The organism is Mesorhizobium sp. BR1-1-2 (genome assembly GCF_020165435.1).
Lineage (GTDB): Bacteria > Pseudomonadota > Alphaproteobacteria > Rhizobiales > Rhizobiaceae > Mesorhizobium.
The window spans coordinates 576,833-597,638 of record NZ_JAIUID010000005.1 but is presented as its reverse complement, the minus strand read 5'-3'; the positions used below and the strand labels follow the sequence as shown (position 1 = coordinate 597,638).

At 64.3% G+C, this 20,806-nt stretch carries 21 protein-coding genes; 7 read left to right on the top strand and 14 right to left on the bottom strand.

The genetic code is table 11. The features are described 5' to 3' along the window. Nucleotides 1-85: 85 nt before the first annotated feature. Complete coding sequence (locus tag LB551_RS15360) at nucleotides 86-949, bottom strand: LysR substrate-binding domain-containing protein (protein WP_224659702.1); 864 nt, start codon at nucleotides 947-949, stop codon at nucleotides 86-88. 113 nt (nucleotides 950-1,062) lie between these two features. On the opposite strand from LB551_RS15360, the gene LB551_RS15355 reads away from it, so the two are divergent. Next, nucleotides 1,063-1,470, top strand: a complete 408-nt coding sequence (locus tag LB551_RS15355; RefSeq protein ID WP_140549306.1) for a tautomerase family protein — start codon at nucleotides 1,063-1,065, stop codon at nucleotides 1,468-1,470. A 136-nt stretch (nucleotides 1,471-1,606) separates the two neighbouring features. Then, nucleotides 1,607-3,829, top strand: coding sequence for an AMP-binding protein (locus LB551_RS15350; protein ID WP_224659701.1), 2,223 nt, complete (start codon nucleotides 1,607-1,609; stop codon nucleotides 3,827-3,829). Between the two features lie 128 nt (nucleotides 3,830-3,957). Here the strand turns inward: LB551_RS15350 and LB551_RS15345 are convergent, their stop codons facing one another. The 5 genes from LB551_RS15345 to LB551_RS15325 all read right to left on the bottom strand — a co-directional run bounded on the left by LB551_RS15345 (nucleotide 3,958) and on the right by LB551_RS15325 (nucleotide 9,400). Continuing rightward, nucleotides 3,958-4,776 (bottom strand): CDP-alcohol phosphatidyltransferase family protein, encoded by an 819-nt coding sequence (locus LB551_RS15345; RefSeq protein WP_411970946.1) that lies wholly within the window; start codon nucleotides 4,774-4,776, stop codon nucleotides 3,958-3,960. 3 nt (nucleotides 4,777-4,779) lie between these two features. After that, nucleotides 4,780-5,478, bottom strand: a complete 699-nt coding sequence (locus LB551_RS15340) for a phosphatidylserine decarboxylase (RefSeq protein ID WP_140549309.1) — start codon at nucleotides 5,476-5,478, stop codon at nucleotides 4,780-4,782. A 175-nt stretch (nucleotides 5,479-5,653) separates the two neighbouring features. Then, nucleotides 5,654-7,537 carry an ABCB family ABC transporter ATP-binding protein/permease gene (locus LB551_RS15335; protein WP_140549310.1) on the bottom strand — a complete coding sequence of 628 codons (1,884 nt, stop codon included), beginning with the start codon at nucleotides 7,535-7,537 and terminating at the stop codon, nucleotides 5,654-5,656. Between the two features lie 25 nt (nucleotides 7,538-7,562). Further along, nucleotides 7,563-7,910: an ArsR/SmtB family transcription factor gene (locus LB551_RS15330; RefSeq protein ID WP_224622874.1), complete on the bottom strand. Its 348-nt coding sequence runs from the start codon at nucleotides 7,908-7,910 to the stop codon at nucleotides 7,563-7,565. A gap of 110 nt (nucleotides 7,911-8,020) precedes the next feature. Continuing rightward, entirely contained in the window at nucleotides 8,021-9,400 is a 1,380-nt protein-coding gene (locus tag LB551_RS15325) for a LysM peptidoglycan-binding domain-containing protein (protein WP_224659700.1), read from the bottom strand. 128 nt (nucleotides 9,401-9,528) lie between these two features. Between LB551_RS15325 and LB551_RS15320 the strand changes: the two genes are divergently transcribed. Further along, nucleotides 9,529-10,140 carry a TIGR00730 family Rossman fold protein gene (locus LB551_RS15320; RefSeq protein WP_140549313.1) on the top strand — a complete coding sequence of 204 codons (612 nt, stop codon included), beginning with the start codon at nucleotides 9,529-9,531 and terminating at the stop codon, nucleotides 10,138-10,140. A 261-nt stretch (nucleotides 10,141-10,401) separates the two neighbouring features. After that, nucleotides 10,402-11,400: a transporter gene (locus LB551_RS15315; protein ID WP_224659699.1), complete on the top strand. Its 999-nt coding sequence runs from the start codon at nucleotides 10,402-10,404 to the stop codon at nucleotides 11,398-11,400. On the opposite strand, the gene rarD is transcribed toward LB551_RS15315, so the two are convergent. From rarD to cysS, 7 genes are all read right to left on the bottom strand, one after another. Then, a complete protein-coding gene (gene rarD / locus LB551_RS15310; protein ID WP_224659698.1) occupies nucleotides 11,378-12,304 on the bottom strand; it encodes an EamA family transporter RarD in 927 nt (308 codons plus the stop codon). The genes LB551_RS15315 and rarD overlap by 23 nt on opposite strands. Nucleotides 12,305-12,387: 83 nt before the next feature. After that, nucleotides 12,388-14,004 (bottom strand): citramalate synthase, encoded by a 1,617-nt coding sequence (gene cimA, locus LB551_RS15305; protein ID WP_224659697.1) that lies wholly within the window; start codon nucleotides 14,002-14,004, stop codon nucleotides 12,388-12,390. 187 nt (nucleotides 14,005-14,191) lie between these two features. After that, the gene (pip, locus tag LB551_RS15300; RefSeq protein ID WP_224659696.1) at nucleotides 14,192-15,151 is read right to left on the bottom strand and encodes a prolyl aminopeptidase; all 960 of its coding nucleotides are present in this window, start codon (nucleotides 15,149-15,151) and stop codon (nucleotides 14,192-14,194) included. Then, entirely contained in the window at nucleotides 15,148-15,624 is a 477-nt protein-coding gene (locus tag LB551_RS15295; protein ID WP_224622886.1) for a GFA family protein, read from the bottom strand. Before LB551_RS15295 ends, pip begins: the two co-directional genes overlap by 4 nt. Further along, on the bottom strand, nucleotides 15,621-16,112 hold the full coding sequence (locus LB551_RS15290) for a GFA family protein (protein WP_140549320.1): 492 nt from the start codon (nucleotides 16,110-16,112) through the stop codon (nucleotides 15,621-15,623). The genes LB551_RS15295 and LB551_RS15290 overlap by 4 nt, the downstream gene beginning before the upstream one ends. A 6-nt stretch (nucleotides 16,113-16,118) precedes the next feature. Next, nucleotides 16,119-16,505: a VOC family protein gene (locus tag LB551_RS15285; protein WP_224659695.1), complete on the bottom strand. Its 387-nt coding sequence runs from the start codon at nucleotides 16,503-16,505 to the stop codon at nucleotides 16,119-16,121. Nucleotides 16,506-16,845: 340 nt separating this feature from the next. Further along, nucleotides 16,846-18,294, bottom strand: coding sequence for a cysteine--tRNA ligase (cysS, locus tag LB551_RS15280; protein WP_224659694.1), 1,449 nt, complete (start codon nucleotides 18,292-18,294; stop codon nucleotides 16,846-16,848). 418 nt (nucleotides 18,295-18,712) lie between these two features. On the opposite strand from cysS, the gene LB551_RS15275 reads away from it, so the two are divergent. Beyond that, on the top strand, nucleotides 18,713-18,868 hold the full coding sequence (locus LB551_RS15275) for a hypothetical protein (RefSeq protein ID WP_140549323.1): 156 nt from the start codon (nucleotides 18,713-18,715) through the stop codon (nucleotides 18,866-18,868). A gap of 65 nt (nucleotides 18,869-18,933) precedes the next feature. Here the strand turns inward: LB551_RS15275 and LB551_RS15270 are convergent, their stop codons facing one another. Continuing rightward, nucleotides 18,934-19,710, bottom strand: coding sequence for an SOS response-associated peptidase (locus tag LB551_RS15270; protein ID WP_224659693.1), 777 nt, complete (start codon nucleotides 19,708-19,710; stop codon nucleotides 18,934-18,936). Nucleotides 19,711-19,832: 122 nt separating this feature from the next. Between LB551_RS15270 and LB551_RS15265 the strand changes: the two genes are divergently transcribed. Together LB551_RS15265 and LB551_RS15260 are read left to right on the top strand one after the other, a co-directional pair. After that, nucleotides 19,833-20,267 (top strand): NUDIX hydrolase, encoded by a 435-nt coding sequence (locus LB551_RS15265; protein WP_224659692.1) that lies wholly within the window; start codon nucleotides 19,833-19,835, stop codon nucleotides 20,265-20,267. 62 nt (nucleotides 20,268-20,329) lie between these two features. Continuing rightward, a complete protein-coding gene (locus tag LB551_RS15260; RefSeq protein ID WP_140637542.1) occupies nucleotides 20,330-20,704 on the top strand; it encodes a TIGR02301 family protein in 375 nt (124 codons plus the stop codon). Nucleotides 20,705-20,806: the final 102 nt, after the last annotated feature.

The following is a 20,806-nucleotide window of genomic DNA, read 5'->3' as shown; positions in this document are numbered from 1 at the left end:
CCCCCAAACCCCTCGGTCCGTCCTACTCCAAGCCGACCGCAAGGTCGGCTTTTTCTTTGGCCCCGCGCCGGAAAACAGACCGCTGTCAGCCAAAAAGTCCTGGCAGTGCCAGGCCGGCGCCGAGCAGTGCGGCCAGGTCCCGCGCGGGGTTCTCGGCATTGGCGCGCAGCCGGATGGCGAATTGGGCAACGGGCACGGGCGGCAGGTCGAATATGTGGGGTGCTTCGACAATCCCGGAATGGGCAAAGCGCGCGGTACGCAGCGTCAGCGCAATGCCGGCATTGACCGCCGTGCGCAGGCCGGCCAGGCTCGCGCTGCCGGCCGCGATGCGATAGCGCCGGCCGGCCGCATCGAGCGCCGAGATTGCCGCTTCGCGGAAGCCACAATGCGGATCGAGCAGCGCAAGCGGCAATTCGTCCTGTCGCGCAGCCAGCCCTTTTTGCGAACACAACCACATCATCGGCTCGCGCAGCACGCCGATTTCGTCCGGCGTCGCCGCCTGCCGCATGACGATCGCCAGATCCAGGCTACCACCCTGAAGGGCTTGCGCCAGTTCGGCGGAGCGGCCGACGCGCAGCTCGATCCTGACGCGTGGATGGCTTTCGGCGAAGGCACGCAGCAGATCGGGCAAGCCACTGTCGGCGAAATCCTGCGTCGTGCCGATCGCGATGCGTCCGTCGGCCTTCGCGCCCTTCAGGCCGAGCCAGGCTTCACGATGCGCTGCAAGGATACGCCGGGCGTAGCCGACAAGCTCCTCACCGGTCGGCGTCAGGCCGCGACCCCTGCCCTGCGGCGCCAGGAGCGGTTCGCCGACGGCCTCTTCCAACCGCTGCATCTGCGCCGTCACCGCCGACGGTGAACGGCCGACAACAGAGGCCGCCTGCGCCAGCGAGCCGCCGTCGGCGAAGGCGAGGAATGTCCTCAGGAGGTCGGGATCGAGCGTTTTCATAATTCGATATTATCGAACTATTATTTAAAAACAATTCGATTTTCATGACTCATGGCTGGTGGCATGGTTGCGTCATCGGCTGACAGAGGCCGCCCGAACCAAGGAGAAGGACAATGCCCATCATCAACATCAGCGTCACCGGGAAGCCCGACGCCGCGCTGTCCGCCAGGATCGCCAAGGAGGCGACCGAACTCACCGCAACACACCTTCGCAAGGATCCGACCATAACGGCGGTTGCCGTCTCCTATCTCGATCCGCAGCACTGGTTCGCCGGCGGCACATCGCTGGCCGAGCATGGGACCAATACGTTCTGGCTCGACATCAAGGTGGTCGACGGCACCAACACCAAGCTCGAGCTGGAAGCCTATCTCAAGGCGATCTTCGCCGCCTTCGGGCGCCTGCTCGGGTCCGTGCACGAAGAAAGCTACGCTTTCGTCCATGAAGTGCCGGCCGCCGCCTACGGTTATGGCGGCAAAACGCAGGAATTCCGCTTCATCAGCGGGAGACTGAAGACGGCGTAAAGGAATGCCGCTTTTGCCCGTCCCTTCGTGAGAGGCGGCGAGAGGCCTTCCTCATTGACCTTGCCCGCACATCGTCTAGGTTCTTGCCGAAGCGGCCGCAGAGCCGAGGTGCAAGGAACGTTGGGAGAGACGCGGCATGATCCTGACACTGGCGCTGCTTGCGGGTCTGGTCGTGGCCTGGCTGCTGATCGGCGTGGTGGAAAAGTTCCGCCTCGGCCTGCGCTTTGCCCAGGCGCTGCTCTACGTGCCGTTCAAGCTCGCCTACCGGATCAGCGACAGCCGCATCGCGATCGCGAGCGACGCGGCGGCGCCAGTCATCTATGTCATTTCACATCAGTCGCACTTCGAACCGGCGCTGATGCTGTCGCTGCTGCCCGACGACACGCTGCACATACTCGACGGAGCCTCGGCCAGGGCGCCATGGCTGGAGCCGTGGCGCGAGCTTGGCCGCACCATCGCCTTCAACGCCGAGCACGTCTTCGTCAGCCGCAGGCTGGTGCGCGTGCTGAAGGGCAAGGGCCGGCTTGCCGTCTACCTGCCGGACGCGGTCGAGCCCGACGTCAAGTCGTTCCGGCTGTTTCGCGCTGTCACGCGCATCGCCATGCAGGCCGACGCCCGCATCGTGCCGATCTTCGTCGGCGGCGCCCGCGACCTTCCGGTCTCGTTGACGCCGGCCAGCATCGCGCCACGGCGCTGGTTCCCGCGCCTGTCGATCAGCGCATTGGAACCAATGACCATAGCCGAGCTGGTGGCGCGCATTCCCGACCAAGCCTCGAACACCAACGCGCTGTTCGACCGCTTCGCAGAGGCCCGCTTCGCAGCCGCCGATCTCGATCGCGGCCTGTTCCTGGCCATGCGTGACGCCGCAACCAGGGTCGGCGCATCGCATCCGATCATCGAGGACGTCGTCTCGGGGGCGCTCAGCTATCGAAAACTGTTTATCGGCGCGCGTGTGCTGGGCAGACGTTTCGAGGCGGCGACGGCGCCCGGCGAAGCGGTCGGCCTGCTCCTGCCCAACGCCAATGGCGTGGTGCTGTCCTTCGTCGGGCTGCTCTCGGCCGGTCGGGTGGCCGCGATGATCAACTACACCGCGGGTCCGGCCAGCGTCACCGCCGCCATCCGCACGGCGGTGATCCGCACGGTCGTCTCGTCCCGCGCCTTCATCGAGAAGGCCGACCTCGGCGATATCGTCGCGGCGGTCGAAAAGGGCGGCGCGAAGTTTCTCTGGCTGGAGGATACGCGCGCCGGCCTGACGGCGCTGGAGAAGCTTGCCGCCGCCTTGCTGTGGCGCTGGCCGCTGCAGCGCCAGGACGCGGCCAAACCCGCGGTGATCCTGTTCACCTCCGGCTCGGAAGGCACGCCGAAGGCGGTGGTGCTGTCGCACAAGAACCTCTACGCCAATGCCATGCAGGCGGAAGCTCGCATCACCATCTCGCCGGCCGATATCCTGCTCAACGTGTTGCCTGTGTTCCACTCCTTCGGACTGACGGGCGGCACCATCCTTCCGCTGGTCACAGGGGTGAAACTCTTCCTGTACCCCTCGCCTCTCCACTACAAGATCATTCCCGAGATCGCCCGTAAGGTGAAGCCGACGGTCATGTTCGGCACCGACACTTTCCTCGCCAATTACGCGCGGACCGCCAAGGACGGCGATTTTTCCAGCCTGCGCTTCGTCGTCGCCGGCGCCGAAGCGGTGAAGCCGGAAACCCGCCGCACTTATCGCGAGCGTTTCCAGGCCGAGATCATCGAAGGCTTTGGGCTGACCGAGGCCGCGCCCGTGGTCGCCGTCAACACCGCCATCCATAGCCGCGACGGCACCGTCGGGCGGCTGCTGCCGGCCATCCGCATGAAGCTCGAACCCGTCGAAGGGATCGAGGGCGCCGGCCGTCTGTGGCTCGACGGTCCGAATATGATGATGGGCTACATGACCGCCGACCGGCCGGGCGAATTGCAGCGACTCGACGGCTGGCACGACACCGGCGACATCGTCTCGGTCGACCGCGAGGGCTTCGTCACCATTCGCGGCCGGGCCAAGCGTTTCGCCAAGATCGCCGGCGAGATGGTGTCGCTGGGTGCGGTCGAGATGCTGGTGCAGTCGCTGTGGCCGGAAGAACGCCATGCCGCCGTGGCGGTGCCCGACAAAAGACGCGGCGAGCGCATCGTGCTGGTCACCACCGCCGACGATGCAAGTGCCGAGGAACTGCGCCAATTCGGCAAGAAAGCCGGGGCCGCCGAACTGATGGTGCCCAATGACATCGTCAAGGTGGAAGAGATCCCGGCGCTGGGCTCGGGCAAGACCGACTATGTGTCGACCCGTAAACTGGCCATCGATCGTCTGGGGCTGAGCGCGGCGGCGTAAGCGAAACGGCCAGAAAGGATCGTCTCGCATAAAATCGCACGCCTGGGCGGAAAACGTTGGGGCTCAATGCGCCGCGACCCCTCTGTCGGCTTCGGCGACATCGCGGCCGCAAGGGAGAGAAAACAGCGCTATCCGATATCCGAAGGCGGCACCTGCTCCCCTTCCAGCCTGGCGCGCTTCGAATAGGCACGCACGCTGAAGGGCAGGAAGACGAGATAGCCGGCGACGGAGGCCGTCAGCGTGTACCAGGGATAGGTCATCAAGAGCAGAATGTAGAACACGACGCCCAGGATGACCGGCAACACCTTGTCACCCGGCACCTTGACGCTTTTTCCCGAATAGACCGGCAAACGGCTGACCAGCAGGAAGGCGACCAGTATGGTGAAGCCGGTGGCGATGAAGGCGGCCGGGCGGCTGGGCTCCAGCCCGAGCCGCAGGAAATACAGATAGAGCGGCAGCATTACCAGCACGGCGCCCGCCGGCGCCGGCACGCCAACGAAATATTCGGTCTGCCACGCCGGCCGCTCGGCCTTTTCCTCGTCAAGAACATTGAAGCGGGCGAGCCGCATGCCGCAGGCGATGGTGAACAAAAGGGCAGCAATCCAGCCCGGCGATCCGGCGCGGTCGAGCAGGAAAGCGTAAAGCACCAGCGCGGGCGCCACGCCGAAATTGACGATGTCGGCCAGCGAATCCATCTGCGCGCCGAATTTCGATGTCGCCTTCAGCATTCGTGCCAGACGGCCGTCTATGCCGTCGAGGAAAGCGGCAAGCAGCACCATGACGACCGCGGGCTCGAAGCGGTTCTCGAAGGCGAAGCGGATGCCGGACAGGCCGGCGCAGATGGCGAGCACCGTAACCAGATTGGGCAGCACCATGCGCATCGGGATTTCGCGGATGCGCGGGCCGCCGCTGGCATGCGCCTCGAATTTCTTGAACGGCGCGCCCACCGGTCAGGAGATCCGCACGAGAGGCGTGGCGGCGACACCGCCGAATTCCGCCAGCACCGTTTCGCCGGCGACCGCCGTCTGGCCGACGGCCACGCGCGGCGTCGCCGCTTCCGGCAGGAAGACATCGACGCGCGAGCCGAAGCGGATCAGGCCGAAACGTTCGCCTATGGCGATCGAGCCGCCGGTCTCGGCCCAGCAGACGATGCGCCGCGCCACGAGGCCGGCGATCTGCACCGCCGCGACGGTGCCGTTGGGGCTGTCGATGACCAGCCCGTTGCGCTCGTTCTCGGTACTTGCCTTGTCGAGTTCGGCGTTGAGGAATTTTCCGGGCCGATGCTCGATACGGGAAATCTTGCCGCGCACCGGAGCGCGGTTCACGTGGCAGGAAAAGACGTTCATGAACACCGATATGCGGGTCATTTCGCCACTGCCGAGGCCAAGCTCGCGCGGCGGCACGGCCGGGCCGACCGCCGAAATGACGCCGTCGGCGGGGCTCACCACCAGACGGTCATCGACCGGCGTCACCCGCTCGGGATCGCGGAAGAAATAAGCGCACCAGGCGGTGAGGATGAGCCCGATCCAGAACAGGATCGAGGAGAAATATCCGAGGAAAAGCGTGCCCGCGCCGAAGGCGGCGATGAACGGATAGCCCTCGCGATGGATCGGTACGAACGCGTTCTTGACCGTATCGACAAGGCTCATGGGATGGGGCAGTCCCTGTTTCAGGTCCGGCCTCAATAACCGAAACACCCTCCGCCCGCAACGCGACAATGGGGAGGGGTGTTCCAGCTTGGCAAATACGGCGCCAGTACCCTTCAGCCGTCTCGGCGCCATGCGCCGATCCACCTTCTTCCACGAGGGAGAAGGAAAGCGGCCGCTAAGACAGCTCCGACGTGCGCCTGCGCACCACTATGCCCAGTTCGTCGCTTTCGCGGGCGATGCGCAGACGCTCCTCGGCTTCGGTCGCCTCGCGCTGGCGGTCCCACATCGAGGCGTAAAGCCCGTGCTTGCGCATCAGGTCGGCATGGGTGCCGCGTTCGGCGATCTGGCCGTCCTTGAGCACGATGATTTCGTCGGCCGTGATCACCGTCGACAGCCGGTGGGCGATGACGATGGTGGTGCGGCCCCGGCTGACCAGGTCGAGCGCGGCCTGGATCTCCTGTTCGGTATGGCTGTCCAGCGCCGAGGTCGCCTCGTCGAGCATCAGGATCGGCGGCGCCTTGAGGATGGTGCGGGCAATCGCCACGCGCTGCTTCTCGCCGCCGGAAAGCTTCAGACCGCGCTCGCCGACCATCGAGCGGTAGCCTTCGGGCAGCCGCTCGATGAAGGGGCCGATCTGGGCGAGTTCGGCCGCCTTGCGCACCTCCTCCTCGCTGGCGCCGATGCGGCCGTAGCGGATGTTGTAGGCGATGGTGTCGTTGAACAGCACTGTGTCCTGCGGCACCATGCCGATCGCCGCGCGCAGGCTCTCCTGCGTCACCTCCCTGACATCCTGGCCGTCGATCAGCACCTGGCCCGACTGGATGTCGTAGAAGCGGAACAGCAGCCGCGAGATGGTCGACTTGCCCGCGCCCGAAGGACCGACGATGGCGACCGTCTTGCCGGCCGGCACCTCGAAGCTGACGCCTTTCAGGATCTTGCGGTTCGGGTCGTAGGAGAAATGCACGTCGCGGAATTCGACCTTGCCGGCCTCGATCGCGAGCGGCCTGGCACCGGGCTTGTCGACGATCTCCTGCGGCACGTCGAGCAGGTCGAACATCTGCTCGATATCCGTGAGGCCCTGGCGAATCTCGCGGTAGATGAAACCGATGAAATTGAGCGGCACCGAGAGTTGCATCAGCATGGCGTTGATGAAGACAAAATCACCGACGGTCTGCGTGCCGCCCTGCACCTCGAGCGCGGACATGCACATGACAATGACCGTGCCAAGCCCGTAGATGACGCCCTGGCCGAAATTCAGCCAGCCGAGCGACGTCCAGATCCTGGTCGCCGACATCTCATAGCGCGCCATGGAGCGGTCGAAGCGCTCGGCCTCCATGGCCTCGTTGTTGAAATATTTAACCGTCTCGAAATTGAGCAGAGAGTCGATCGCCTTGGTGTTGGCGTCGGTGTCGCTGTCGTTCATGTCGCGGCGGATCGAAATGCGCCAGTCGCTGGCGCGAACCGTGAACCAGACATAGAGCCAGACGGTGACCGCCACCACGGCTACGTATTTCCAGCCATAGGTGTAGGCGAAGATGCCCGTGGTCAGCGCGAATTCGAGGATGGTCGGCGCCGTGTTGAGCATGATGAAGCGCACGATCGTCTCGATGCCCTTGGTGCCGCGCTCGATGATGCGCGACAGACCGCCGGTGCGCCGCTCGAGATGGAAGCGCAGGGACAACTGATGCATGTGGACGAAGGTGCGGAAGGCAAGCTGGCGCACCGCGTACTGGCCGACGCGGGCAAACAGCGCGTCGCGCAACTGGTTGAAGCCGAGTTGCACGAGCCGAACGACATTGTATGCGACAACCAACATGACCGGGGCGAGCAGAAAGGCGGGCAGCGGCGGCGTCGATTTGCCGCCGCCGGCCAAGGCGTCGGTCGCCCATTTGAAGAAATAGGGTCCCGCGACCAATGTCAGCTTGGCAACCACCAGCAGAATTGTCGCCCAGGTGACCCGCGCCCGCAGATCGGCACGATCCGCCGGCCACATATAGGGCCAGAGGTTAAGCAGCGTCTTGAAGGTCGGGGAATCGGCGGAGACGGTTTTTTCGGCCACTTTTCTTGCCTTTTGGGTGAGAGGGTCAGCGGCTGGTCGAACAGGAAACGACGAGCGCGCTCAGCGAAGCCGACACGCCGGCAAGCGCGGCTTGGTCCACCTCGTAACGCGAGCGCTGGCGGTCAGGCGCGAAGCGCACCAGCCCCGCCTCGACCAGGATCTTCAGATGCTGCGAGACGGTCGACTGGGCGAGATCGAGATGGTCGACGACGTCGCGACAGCAGCAGAAACCGCTGGCAGACAGGCGTTTCAGGATCTCGATGCGCGCGGGGTGCGAGAGCGCGGCGAGGCGGGCAGCGATGGAGTGGCTGTCGGTGGTGCAAGAGGTTGGCGCGCTCGTCGCGCGGTCCGGTTCAGGCAGGGATTCGGTCATCGTTCATCGGCGATAGACGATGAACAGTGACGAGGCAAGCTGGCCGGATGGGGAGATTGCAGGCGAAGGGCTGCGAAGGATCGGCTTGCAGCCGTCCCGTTGACGCTTGCCTACTCCGTCTTCGCCGAATTCGTCGTCATCTGGTCACCCATCGCCTTGAGGTCGGCGGCCTCACCTTCCTTCGACCGTGGCGGGACCTTGAACACCTGTCCCGGCCAGATGCGGTCGGGATTGCGGATCTGGTCCTGGTTGGCGAGATAGATCGTCGAGTAGCGCATGCCGTAACCGTAAACGCGCCGCGAAATCCGCCACAGCGTGTCGTGACGGCGGATGATCACGGCGCCATCGGCATGTTCGAGCTTAGGTGAAACGGTCTCGGCCACATCGGAAGGCGGCGTGGCCGCTGCATCGGCCGGAGCCGGTTCCGCCGGATTGGGCGCGACAGCGGCGGGCGCTTCAGCGGCAGCCGACGGTTCAGCAGGCTTTGCATCGGCCGCCTTGGATCCAGCAGGCGCCACGGCGGCGACCGCCTCGCCCGGTTCGCGCTCGAACGGCACGGCGGCGCGGGCCACTACCTTCACCCCGTCGGCATCGAGGCCATCGACACGGATGGTGTAACTGCCGACCGGTACGTCGCGCCTCGCCTCAACCAGGAAATGGCCATCCGGCGATGTCTGCGCCTCGCCAAGCAGGATGTCGTTGGCATAGGCGCGCACCTTGCTACCCGGGTCGGCGAGGCCGGCGACAAAGATCTTGCTGCCGTCAATCTCGACGGCTTCGACGACGATCTTGGGTTCGGCCACGGATGCCGCGGGGGGCGTTGTCGGCGCCGCAGGAGCAGGCGTTGCTTCGACGGCGGCGGACGCGCCTGGCGCCGGAGCCGCGGCTGCAGGCGCTTCCGGTGTCGTCTGCGGCTGGGGCACTGTCAGCAGTTCGGCCGGCTTGCCCGGTTCCTCGACCATGGCCAGCACCTGGCCGCTCGCATTGGCGGGAATGGAGACGACGGCCGTCTGGGCCGAAGCGGTCACGACATCGCCGGCGGTGGAGCGCAAGGCAATCGTATAGTCACCGGGCTTCAGCGGATCATCGAGCACGATGACGAAGGCGCCATCCGGACCGGCGACCGTCGAGCCGATCACGGTCGAACCGTTGAGGATCTCGACCTTTGAATTGGGCGCGGCACTGCCGGCGACGACGATCGAACCATCGCCTTCGACGCGCACCACGTCGAAGGTCGGGGCGATCGGACCCGCGACGGCAGGCGCGGTTGCCTCCGAGGTGGGAGCGGCCGGTACCGCGGCCTGCGGCAGCCGCGCTTCCGTGCCCGGATTGGCCGGCTTCGGCGCCACAGTCGGAGCCTGCGCCGCGACGCCCGCCGGCGGCGTGCGATTGAAATACGGGTCGAGCGCGCCCGACACATAGGCGGTTCCCGCGACCGCGACGGTCCCACCCGCCGCGAACAGAAACGCCTTCAACGGATTGATCGCCATCTACTTCCCTGCCCCTTAGCCACCTAACGCCGGTCTAGCGTGTTTTACCATCACCGACAAGAAAAAGCCCGGACTTCTCGGCCCTTAGGGCTTGACCGCGCTTTCAGACCCAATCACCAATCATCGGCATGAATACGATTCGATCCGTCTGCGTCTATTGCGGCTCGTCTCCGGGCCGCGATGAAACCTATGCCAAGGCTGGTCACCTGCTCGGGCGATCGCTTGCGCGCTCCGGCCTCAGGCTAATCTATGGCGGCGGCACCAAAGGCATCATGGGCGCCGTCGCTGAAGGCGCGCTCAAGGCCGGCGGTAAGGTCACCGGTATCATTCCCCGCTTCCTGATCAACAGGGAAGCAACCGAAACCGCGCTAGACCGGCTCGACGAGCTCGTGATCACCGAAAACATGCACGAGCGCAAACATAAGATGTTCGAGAAATCCGACGCCTTTGTGGCGCTGCCGGGCGGCATCGGCACAGTCGAGGAGATCGTCGAGATCATGACCTGGGCGCAGCTCGGCCATCACCGCAAGCCGATCGTCTTCGCCAACGTCAGGGGATTCTGGGATCCGATGCTGGCGCTCATCGACCATATGACAACCGAAGGCTTCATTCACACCGCACAGCGCGTCAAGCCGCTGGTCGTCACTGACCCCGAGGCAATCGTCGCCGCCATCATGGTGGCAGGCTCCTCGGTCGATGCCCCGACGGAGGGCGTGCAGTCGGTGATAGACAAGATGTAGGGGAATAGGGGAATAGGGCAGTAAGGCAGTAGGGGAAGACACGTGCCGCTGAACCCCTATCCCGGTTTCGGTCCGAAGCGCTAAGGGCCGCAATCGCAATGCGGTGGCGGCGAAAGGCGCGGACGCATTGATGCGGCCGCTCGAGAGGCTGTGATCGGCTGTCAAGGAACCGTCACACGAAACCGCTCCGCCCGTGCTAAGTGTAGGGATCAGGCGCTGTCACGCGGTGCCATGCTCGAAATATGCATCCGGCACTACACCATGGATACTGCTCTCGCCCCGGAAGGCGCCGACCTGTCGCCCTACCTGCCAGACGAGCATGGGCTGTTCTTCATCTATCATTTCACCGCGGACGGCCTGCGCACCAAGGATGCCGCCGGCGCGCAATGGACGTGGCGCAGCTACCAGCTTTCCGACATGCGGGCACGCCACGAGATCGCCGCAGAACAGGCCTTGCCGGCGCCTGTGCGCGAAGCCTTCCTGTCCGCCAGCCATGGCTGTCACATCGACCTCGAGGATGACTGGCTCTACGGCGACCTGCCGGATCTGCGCCACGACTATTCGGTGGAAGCCGGCGGGCTCGGCCATTTTCGTTTCGCCCTCAACGACACCATGCTGATCGGCGCCCGCAAGCAGCCCTTGCAGTCGGTCGACAATATCCGCAAGGCGATCGAGAACGGCTCGCGCAAGTTTCGCTCGCCGGCCGAGCTGATCGAGGCGGTCGTGGGCCAGTCGTTCGACGGCATGGCGGTGGAACTCGCTGCACTTGCCGACAGTCTCGACGGCATCGAGGACCGCATCGTCTGCGACGCATGGCACAATGAGCGGCAGGCACTCGTCGATGCACGCCGGCACCTGGTGGTGATCCACCGGCAGATGGCGACGCTGACCAATCTGTTTCGCCATCTCGACCATTCGCACCGCAACGACCTGCCCGATTCGATCAACGACATGGCAGCACGGCTTTCGCACCGCGCGCAGACGCTGCACTATGATGGCGAGCAGTTGCAGGCGCGCGCCAGGCTGTTGCAGGACGAGCTGATGGCCAAGCTGACGACGCAGTCGAACCGGCTGCTCTACGTGCTGTCGGTGATGACCGCGGTGCTGTTGCCAATGACGATCATCTCGGGCCTGTTCGGCATGAATGTCGGCGGCTTGCCGCTCGTCAACACGCCCATAGGCTTCTGGGTGGTGACCGCGGTTTCGATGCTGATCGCCGGAGCGACCTATCTCTTCGTCAGGCGGCTCGGGCAGATGTAGCCCTGCGCGCCGTCGCCAGCATCGACCAGGAATACATGGCCAGCGCCGCCCAGATCAGGGCAAAGGCGACAGCCTGGGTGGTGTCGAACGGCTCTTTGAAGATCAGCACGGCGATCAGGAACACAATGGTCGGCGCAATATACTGCATGATGCCGATGGTGGAGAGGCGCAAAAGCCTGGCGCCGAATGCGAACAGCAGCAGCGGCACCGCAGTCACCGGCCCGCAACCGGCCAGCAACGCCGTATCGACGCCGTTGCCGGAAACGAAATGGTCCTGTCCGGTGGCGATCAGCCAAGCGATATAACCCAAGGCCGGCACCGACAACAGAAGCACTTCGAGCAGAAAACCCTGGCTGGGGCCGATCGGCAGCGTCTTGCGGAAAAAGCCGTAGGCGGCGAAGGAAAAGGCCAGCGCCAACGATACCCAGGGCAACTTGCCAGCCTCGATCGTCAGGACGGCAACCGCGATCGCCGCAAGCACCACGGCCGCGATCTGCAGCCGGTCGAGCCGCTCGCCGAGCAGCAGGGCGCCGACCACGACGCTGACCAGCGGATTGATGTAATAGCCAAGGGCGGTCTCGACGGTACGGTCGACGGCGATCGCCCAGACGTAGACCCCCCAATTGACCGAGATCAGCGCCGCCGTGAGCGCCGCCATGGCGATGGTGCGGGGCGAACGGATTGCCGCCTTGAAATCCGCCGTGCGGCCGGCCCAGACCAGAACCGCGGCGGCGATCGGCACCGACCAGACGATGCGGTGGGCGATCACCTCGGCAAGCGGCAGGTGCGCAACCGCTTTCATGTAGAAAGGCAGCAGCCCCCACAAGAAATAGGCACCCAGCGCCAGCAGGAAGCCGCGGCGGGCTTTTGAAACTGTGTCCTGGGTAGTTGCTTCAGCGGCCATGGCCCAACGCTATGGCCCAGTAACCTTGGCAAGACCATCGCAAAGTTCTGATGGATCAATGGACTTTCGCTGATGGTTCAAACTTACTCCGCCGCCACCAGACCCGCCATGTCCCGGTTCTTCATCAGCTTGTAGATAATGGAATCCATCAGCGCCTGGAACGAGGCGTCGATGATGTTTTCGGAAACACCAACCGTCCACCAGCGGGCACCGGTCGTATCATGCGATTCGATCAGGACGCGAGTGATCGCCTCGGTGCCGCCATTGAGGATACGCACCTTGAAGTCGGCGAGTTCCAGATCGGCGATTTCGCCCTGGTATTTGCCAAGATCCTTGCGCAGCGCGATGTCGAGCGCATTGACGGGGCCGTGCCCCTCGGCCACCGACATCTTCTCCTCGCCCTCGACCAGCACCTTGACCACCGCTTCCGACACCGTCTTCAACTGGCCATTGGCATCGAAGCGGCGTTCGATCATGCAGCGGAAGGAGGTGACGTGGAAGAACTCGGGCAAGCCGTGCAGCATCTTGCGCGCCAGGAGCTCGAAGGAGGCGTCGGCGCCCTCATAGGCGTAGCCGGAGGCCTCGCGCTCCTTGACCACCGCTATCAATGCGTCGAGCCGGTGGTCGTCCTTCGGCACATCGATGCCGCGCCGCTTCAGCTCGGCCAGGAAATTGGCCTTGCCGCCCTGGTCGGAAACCATGACGCGGCGGCGGTTGCCAACCGCTTCCGGCGGCACATGCTCGTAGGTCGCAGGTTCCTTGGCGAGCGCCGAAGCGTGGATGCCGGCCTTGGTGGCGAAGGCGGAAGCGCCGACATAGGGCGCCTGCGCCTCCGGAGCGCGGTTCAAGAGTTCGTCGAAGGCGCGCGACAGGCGCGAAATGCCAGTCAGCGCCTCGGCGGAAATCCCCGTCTCGAAACGGTCGGCGAAGGCCGGCTTCAGCGCCAGCGTCGGCACGATGGAGATCAGATTGGCGTTGCCGCAGCGCTCGCCAATGCCGTTAAGCGTGCCCTGGATCTGGCGCACGCCTGCCTCGACCGCGGCCAGCGAATTCGCCACGGCCTGGCCGGTGTCGTCATGGGCATGGATGCCGAGATAGTCGCCGGGAATGCCCGCGGCGACGACCCTTTCCACGACAGCGCGTACTTCCGAGGGCTGCGTGCCGCCATTGGTGTCGCAAAGCACCACCCAGCGCGCGCCGGCATCATAGGCGGTCTTGGCGCACGCCAGCGCATAGTCCGGATTGGCCTTGAACCCGTCGAAGAAATGCTCGCAATCGACCATCGCCACCTTCCCCGCGGCAATGGCGGCTTCCACCGAAGCCTTGATGGACTCCAGATTCTCCTCGTTGGTGCAGCCGAGCGCCACACGGACATGATAGTCCCAGCTCTTGGCGACGAAGCAGATGGCGTCCGACCGCGACTGGACGAGTGCGGCAAGCCCGGGATCGTTGGAGGCCGACACACCCGCCCGCTTGGTCATGCCGAAGGCGACGAACTTTGCCTGCGCGGTACGCTTTTCCCTGAAGAAGGCCGTGTCGGTCGGATTGGCGCCGGGGTAACCGCCTTCAACATAGTCGAGGCCGAACTCGTCGAGCAGTTTTGCAATCGCAATCTTGTCCTCGACCGAGAAGTCGATACCGGGCGTCTGCTGGCCATCGCGAAGCGTGGTGTCGAAGAGGTAGAGGCGTTGTTTTTTCATCGTCCTGTGGGCGCTTGAACGCCTCCCTCTGGCCTGCCGGCCATCTCCCCCTCAAGGGGGGAGATCGGCAGTTCGAATGTCCCGCCACCACCTGCGGCGCCGAAAATTTGCGAAACCCCGGGTGACAGCCAATCTCCCCCCTTGAGGGGGAGATGGCCGGCAGACCAGAGGGGGGTGAGCGCAGACATCAGTTTTTCCCCGCAAACCCATCCGTAGCCCGGATCAGCCGGTCCAATATGCCCGGCTCGGAATAGGCATGGCCGGCGCCCTCGATCAGGTGAAAGTCCGCCTTTGGCCAGGCCTTGTGCAGCGCCCAGGCGTAGCGTGCCGGGCACGGCATGTCGTAGCGGCCGTGGACGATGGTGCCGGGGATGTCTTTCAACTTCCAGGCATCACGCAGCAACTGCCCCTCGTCCAGCCAGCCGGCATGGACGAAGTAGTGGTTCTCGATGCGGGCGAAGGCGATGGCGTAGTCGTCCTCACCAAACGGTCCGCTGGTCTCCGGCTCGGGCAAAAGCGTGATCGTCTCGCCCTCCCACAGGCTCCAGGCGCGGGCCGCCTCGATCTGCGCGTTTCGGTCGGAGCCCACCAGCCGCTTGCGATAGGCCGCCATCATGTCGCCGCGCTCGGCCTCGGGGATCGGCGCCAGGAAGCGCTCCCACTTGTCGGGAAACATTTCGGAGACGCCGAACTGATAATACCATTCGAGCTCGGGGCGGGTCAGCGTGTAGATGCCGCGCACAACGAGCTCACTGACGCGTTGCGGGTGGGTCTCGGCATAGGCGAGCGCCAGCGTCGAACCCCAGGAGCCGCCGAAGACCAGCCATTTGTCGAAACCGGCCATTTCGCGCAGGCGCTCGATGTCCGCGACCAGGTGCCACGTGGTGTTGGCCTCCAGCGAGGCATTCGGCGTCGACTTGCCGCAACCGCGCTGGTCGAACAGGATGACGTCGTAGAGATCGGGATCGAACAGCCGCCGATGCTTTGGCGAGATGGTGCCGCCCGGCCCGCCATGCAGGAACACTGCCGGCTTGGCGCCTTTGGTGCCGGAGCGTTCCCAATAGACCTGGTGGCCGTCGCCGACGTCGAGCATACCGCTCTCGAAGGCTTCGATCTCGGGATAAAGCGTGCGCAGTTCAGAGTTCATAGTTGCAAACCTTTGGACGGCCAGTCCGTTGTTTCATGGTCGGGATGCTGGAAGGAGATGATCTGCTCCTGCCTTGCGTAATAGTTTGGATCCTGGTGGACGGGCTGATCGAAGATCGTCTCCACCCAAGGCAGCCGCGCGGCGTAATTGACCTGGATCTGCGGCGCCAGGTCAGAGCGATCGTCGAAAGCGCCGATGGCGATCTCCAGGCCGCCAGGCTGGCGGTAGGTCAGCGGCGTGCCGCAGCGGGCGCAGAAACCGCGATCGATGTTGACCGAGGACTGGAAATAGCTCGGCTCCTCACGGGTCCATTCGACGCCGTCCTTCGGCGCCGTCACCAGGGCGCCGAAAAAGGAACCGAACTGTTTCTGGCACATGCGGCAGTGGCAGATGGACGGGCGTCCAAGCTTGCCCTTGATGCGGAAGCGCACGGCGCCGCACTGGCAGCCGCCGGTTCGAACGGTTTCGCTCATGGTGTTTTCTCCGGCGGCCATTGCTCGGTATCGTGGTCGGGATGCTGGTAGGAGACAAGCTCGGCCAGATAGGGAGCCGAACCCATGTCCGCCATCGTATCCTCGCCCGGCAATTCTGGAATGGAATCGACGTAAGGCAGCTTTGCCTCCGTGCCCCACTGGATGGTCGGCGCGATATCAGCCGGATCGTCGAAGGCGGCAATTGCCAGCGCCATGCCGTCCGGCGCCTCGAAAGTCAGCGGCGTTCCGCATTCGGCGCAGAAGCCGCGCCAGGCAGCGTTCGACGAGCGGAAGCGCTTGGGCTCGCCGCGCGTCCAATCCACCTTGGCGCCGCGCACCGAGACCAGCGGAAGGTAGAAATTGCCGCTCGCCTTCTGGCACATGCGGCAATGGCAGACCGAGGCATCGCCGAGTGCGCCCTCGACGCGAAAGCGTACGGCGCCGCACTGGCAGCCGCCGGTGTAGATCGGCCGGTTGTCGAGGCTCATGGCAGGTCACTCCACACCATGGCAGACGGCCTCGACATTGTTGCCGTCGGGATCGAAGACGAAGGCGCCATAGTAGTTCGCATGATAGTGCGGGCGCAGGCCCGGCCCGCCATTGTCCTTGCCGCCGGCGGCAAGAGCGGCGGCATGGAAAGCATCAACCTCGGCGCGGCTGCGCGCGGTGAAGGCGACGTGCTGGCGGGCCTTTTGCCCCTCCTTGCCTTCCTGGAGCCAGAACACCGGCCGATCGCGGCCGTAGCCACCGACCTTGGCGCCGCCTGTGTATTCCAGCGGCACCATATAGAGCAGCGAGGCGCCAAGCGGCGCCATCGCCTTGTCATAGAAAGCCTTCGAAGCGTCGAAATCGGCAACGTCGATGCCGAGATGATCGATCATGGAACGAACTCCTCCTCCGTTGCTCCGCACGCACGCCCGACAGGCGGCGCGCCGACAATGTCGATATCGCGGATAACGTCGCCGTTCCAGAAGCTCGGCAGACAGCTCCTGCCATCAATGACAGTCGAAGTTAGCGCTCTACGGCGCCCCCCTCTGTCCTGCCGGACATCTCCCCCACGTGGGGGGAGATTGGCGACTTCGGCGCCTCGCTCGATCCCGCAACGTCGGAGATTGGCGAAAGCTGCGCCGCCGGCCGATCTCCCCCCTTGTGGGGGAGATGTCCGGCAGGACAGAGGGGGGCGCTGTCCCGCCAGGCTCTCCACCATGTGAGCAGCCATCCTCACCGCTTCACCTCCCACGTGGTGATGCGCTCGCCGGTGATCGGGTCCTTGCCATCCTTCAGTTGCACGCCTTGCGCCAGAAGTTCATCGCGCACGCGGTCGGCTTCTTTCCAGTTTTTCGCCGCGATAAGCGTCAGGCGTTCGGCAATCGCTTTGGCGATCACGGTTTCGTCCACCCTGGTCGCGCCGACATCAAAGCCAAGAAAGGTGAGTGCCGTTTTCAGTGTCGCGGCGGCGGCGTTTTCGCCATCGCCGCCGAAGTCGACCGCCTCGCCGGCCAACTGGGTCAAAACCTGGAAGGCGGCGTAGGTGGCGAGATCATCCGACAACGCCTGCACGACCTCGGCCGGCAATTGCCCGACTGCCGGCGCCAGATCGGCCGCGCGTTTCCACTTGCGCAGCGTGTTCTCCGCTTCCTCGAGCTTGCGCACGGAAAAGTCGATCGGTTCGCGATAATGCGTCATCAGCATCGCCAGCCGCAGCACCTCGCCGGGCCATTTGCGGCCGCCGAACGTTTCGGTCTCCAGCAACTCGTTGATCGAGCAGAAATTGCCGAGGCTCTTCGACATCTTCTGCCCTTCGACCTGCAGGAAGCCGTTGTGCATCCAGATGTTGGCCATCACATCGGTGCCGTGCGCGCAGCGTGACTGGGCGATCTCGTTCTCGTGGTGCGGGAAGATCAGGTCGAGACCGCCGCCATGGATATCGAAGACCTCGCCAAGATAGGCGGCGGACATGGCCGAGCATTCGATGTGCCAGCCCGGCCGGCCCCTGCCCCATGGGCTCTGCCAGCCCGGCTCCTCCGGGGACGACAACTTCCACAGCACGAAGTCGCCAGGATTCCTCTTGTGCGCGTCGACTGCAACGCGAGCACCGGCCTGCTGCTCGTCGAGATTTCGCTTCGACAACTGGCCGTAGTCGGGCATCGAAGCGGTGTCGAACAGCACTTCGCCTGCGGCAACATAGGCATGGCCGCGTTTGATCAGGTTTTGAATCAAGGTGATCATGTCTGCCTTGCCGTCGGCGCGGGGCTCGACGAACTCGGTAGCGCGCGGCTCGACTGTCGGCTCCAGGCAGCCGAGCGTCGCGACGTCCTTGTGGAATTGGCCCGCGGTCTTCTCCGTCACCCGCCTTATCGCCTCGTTAAGCGACAGTCTGCCGGCTGATATCTCGCTGCCGAAATCGCGCAGTGCGCGTGCGTTGATCTTGTCGTCGACATCCGTGATGTTGCGCACATAGGTGACATGCGTCTCGCCATAGAGATGGCGTAGCAGCCGGAACAGCACGTCGAAAACGATCACCGGCCTGGCATTGCCGATATGGGCGAAGTCGTAGACGGTCGGACCGCAGACATACATGCGCACGTTCAGCGCGTCGATCGGGACGAAATCCTGCTTCGCGCGCGTCAGCGTGTTGTAGAGGCGCAGGCCCTTCGATGCGTCAGACATTCCATGCCTTTCCGGTTCAGAACTTTTGCCTGGATGAAACCACAGCTCCGCGCCGAGGCGCAAAACGGACTCCAGCCTGCTGGCCGGGGCGTTTGTCCAATCTAGGGGAAGATGAGGCGAAAACGTCCGGACCAGCGCGAAGCTAGCCAATAATGCAAATGCCACAAATGGCGAAAGACGTTTTCATAGGCGGCTTTATCGCCTTGGGCAGTGTTGCCGTCAAGTCGCTCATGCCGAGAAAAACGACGCCAGAACTGGCAAATGCGTCGCCCGATCACACGGAATCAGCCACTGAAACATTTTATTAAACATGTCGGCACAGTCATGAAACATACGCCGGCTAGATCAACCTGCGTCACGATTTGGTCGGATTCGGCCGCCAAACGCAAACACGCAAACGTTATCTGGGAAGAGACACATGCCTCGAAGCAAGCAGGAAGCCAACCGCGCCAAGCAACCGGCGCTGGCAAGCCATTATCGCGCAATCGGCCCGGCCGCGATCGTCGCCGCCCTTCTCCACACCGCGAAGAAGAAAAAGCCGGTGCAGAAAATCGTATCGCCCCGCGCTGCCTGAAGCAGTGCGCGATTGGCCCAAGGGTCCGAACGAGGCGCCTAACCGCACCTCGAACAGAGTTCCTGCTAAAACAGCGTCATCTGACTGTCGTCCGCGTCGGGCTTGCGGCGCTTGACCTTCTCGGGCTCGGGCCCGATCTCCCCCTTCTCCTGAATCTCCGGCCCGGTGTTGGCGACCTTGTTGACGAGGTCGGAGACCGGAATTGCTTCGAAGAAGTCGCGCTGCGCCGGCCGCAACAGGTCGGCAACGTCGCGCGGCTCAAGCCCGCGGCAATCGAGCCAGCGGGCGAAGTCTTCAGGTGCGATCACCACGGGCATGCGGTCATGGATATGCGCGATGTCGGAATTGGCCGCGACCGTCAGAATGGCGCCGGTGTCCATTTCCGAGCCGCCCGGTTCGGCATAGGTTTCAACCAGCCCGGCAAAGGCGACCAAGCCGCCATGCCGCGGCCTGATCCAGTAAGGCTGCCCCTTCCTGCCGCCCGCCTCTCCGGGCCGCGCCTGCCGCCACTCGTAAAAGCCGGATGCCGGCACCAGCGTCCGGCGATGGCGTATGGCGGCTTTGAACGAGGCCTTTTCGATTACGCCTTCGGAGCGTGCGTTGAACAGCAGCGGAAATTCGCTGACATCCTTTACCCAGGCGGGGATCAGGCCCCAGCGCACTAGCATCGGCCGGCGGTCAGGCAGGTTGGAACCCGGCGCCCGCGGTGGGCCTGAGATCGCCATCAGCACCGGCTGCGTCGGCGCTATATTGTAGCGCGCAGGAAACTGCTCCACCTCCGCCAGGCCGAGGAAAGCGGCTGTCTGGTCCGGTGTCGCGGTCAAGGCAAAACGTCCGCACATGTCTATTGGTCCTGATGTCCGGTTTCGAAAGTGGCGATGGAACAGCAGCACTGCAACCGTTAAAGCTGTCTGGCGTCGGCCGGTCCACAACAGGCTGCCGCAATCAGGGTGATCGGATATCCATGGACGAAGTGCGAAAAGTCATTCCCGCGGTCTCGGTCGCCGTTGTGCGCGGCGACGCCGTACTTCTGGTCAAGCGGGCGCGACAACCCTCGCAAGGGCTCTATGCATTCCCGGGCGGCAAGGTCGAAGCCGGTGAGACGCTGGAACAGGCGGCACGGCGCGAACTGCTGGAGGAGACGCAATTGCAGGCCGAAAGCTACCGGCGGCTGCGCGAAATTCTCATAGACGGCACGCTCGACGGCCATGCGGTCGATTACCAGCTGACGGTGTTCGGTGCGGCCCATGCCGGCGGCGAGGCCGTGGCCAGCGACGACGCCGAGACCGCCGCCTTCTACACGCTGGCCGAAATGACTGATCTGCCGCTTGCCGGTTCGGTGCTCGCGGTCGCCGAGGAACTGCTCGGACGGGCGTCGCAAAACCCTGAGCGACCCTGAAATCCGGAATTCGCCCGGCACAATCGCCTTGCAGGCGGCAAATTGTTTGGCCAGATTGACTTATGCGTTGCCTTCCTCTCCTTCTCGCGACATGCCTCGCCGTCAGCACCGTGGCGGCACGGCCGGCGTTCAGCGCCGAGGCACCCTTCGAACCGGGGCTGATGCGGCTGGCGGAGGTTTTGGGATCGCTGCATTTCCTGCGCAATCTGTGCGGCGAAAAGGGTGACCAGTGGCGCGGCGAGATGCAGAAGCTGCTCGAATCGGAAAACCCGGATCCGGAACGGCGCGCCCGCTTCATCGCCAGCTTCAATCGCGGCTACCGCTCATTCGGCGGCACCTACACGCAATGCACCGCGTCGGCGACCGAAGCCATCGGACGCTACATGAAGGAAGGCGAGACCCTGTCGCGCGACATCGCCTCGCGTTACGGCAACTAGCGCATCTCGCCAAAGTGCCCTCACAAGAGCGCATCCGGCCTTCATCAACAGATATCCGGTCCATTGCCGGCGGCTATGGGCATATCCAGCTTGTGTCGAGAA